Genomic DNA, 1484 nt, shown 5'->3' with positions numbered 1-1484 from the left:
GCGCCGTGGGCGCCGTTGGTTCACGGCTGTGGGGGCGGCGGCCAGGGGTCGCGGGCGGACGAGTCGAAGCCTGGAGTCGCGCGGGATACGGGACGTCACGGGTGCAGTCTTCCGGTTGACGGTCCGAAAACCCAAACGGAATGCCGCCGCGGGACCCGGGCGGGTCCCGCGGCGGGGCCGCGCGGAGGGGCATACGCCGAGATCAGGCCAGTGGTACGGGCTTAAACGGAAGCTGCGGGACCGGGGCGCCCGGAGGTCACATCAGCGGGGTGAGGAAACGGCGCAGTGCCTCTTCGTAGGCGCTCGGGTCGGCGTTCCACATCGCCGCGTGCGGGGCCTGACGGACCGTGTGGAGGGCGATCCGGTCAGGGTGGGCGTCGGCGAGACGCTGGGAGAGCTCCCAGGGGGCGATGGTGTCGTCCGGCCCGTGGAGGATCAGGGTCGGCGGCTGGGGGCGGGCCGGGACCGCGTCGTCGGTTCGGTCCCCGTGGTAGTCGTCGGGGACGGTGCGGTCGGCGTACAGGCCGAAGCGGTCGCTGGGCAGGCCGGTGCGGCCCTGCGCGGCGCGCACCGCGAGCGGGAGGAGGACGCCTGGCGTGTGGCGGGCCGCGGCGAGGGCACGCAGGGTCAGCTCCCAGCTGAGGACCGGGGAGTCCAGGACGAGCCCCTTGACGCGGTCGCGCAGCCCGGAGCGGGCGGCGGCGTGCAGGGCCATGGTGGCGCCGGTGGACCAGCCGTGCAGCACGAGTTGGCGGGCGCCGTTGCTGACGGCGTACCGCATCGCCGCGTCCAGGTCGCGCCACTCGGTCTCGCCGAAGTGGTTCAGGCCGTCCGGCGGGCGGGGGGCGCCGACGTCGCCGCGGTGGACCGGCGCGAGGACCGGGAAGCGGTGGCGGTGCAGGAACTCCATGACGTTCAGGGCGTGTTCGCGGGTCGTGCCGAGGCCGTGGACGGCGATGACCCAGGTGTCCCGGACGCCGGGGACGAACCACGCGGGCAGGGCGCCCAGTTCACCCGGGATCTCGACGTCGGTGTGGTCGAGGCCGAGGGCCGACCCCGGGTCGCCGACGTACGCGTTCGGGGTGAGCCACACCTTGTCGCCGGGTGCCAGGGTGCCGTGGGTGACGCGTTCCAGTCGGCGGACGACGGTGTCGGCGGAGTGCGGTTCCGCGGCGAGGACGGGCCCCACGACGGCGTGGGAGGCGTCGCCTGCCAGGCCGTAGGTGCCGGGGCGGAGGGTGGCGAGGTCGCGGGTGAGGGTGATGCGGCCGGCGGCGGTGGAGTGGACGGTGAGCCGGGGTTCGCCGGGCAGGGGGCGGCCCGCGGGCGCCTTCAGTCCGGCGTCGCTGGCGATCCGCCCGGCGACGATTCCGGCGGCGCCGGCGGCCAGGGCTGCGGTGACGGCGGCGGCCGTCGCTTTGACAGTGCGCACGCCTTTCAGTGTCGCGGGGGATGTTGGTTGGGGCCAGTGGGCGGGTGCGGGG

1 protein-coding gene is annotated in these 1484 nt (G+C 75.3%); it reads right to left on the bottom strand.

Annotation, left to right across the window (positions count from 1 at the left end):
* Positions 1-256: 256 nt before the first annotated feature.
* A complete protein-coding gene (locus AOJ26_RS39730; protein WP_063790391.1) occupies positions 257-1432 on the bottom strand; it encodes an alpha/beta hydrolase in 1176 nt (391 codons plus the stop codon).
* Positions 1433-1484: the final 52 nt, after the last annotated feature.

Origin of the sequence: Streptomyces sp. NRRL B-24085 (assembly GCF_001282115.1) — a bacterium.
Classification (GTDB): Bacteria; Actinomycetota; Actinomycetes; order Streptomycetales; family Streptomycetaceae; genus Streptomyces.
The sequence above is the reverse complement of the archived record's forward strand: the minus strand, read 5'-3'. Positions and strand labels throughout refer to the sequence as shown.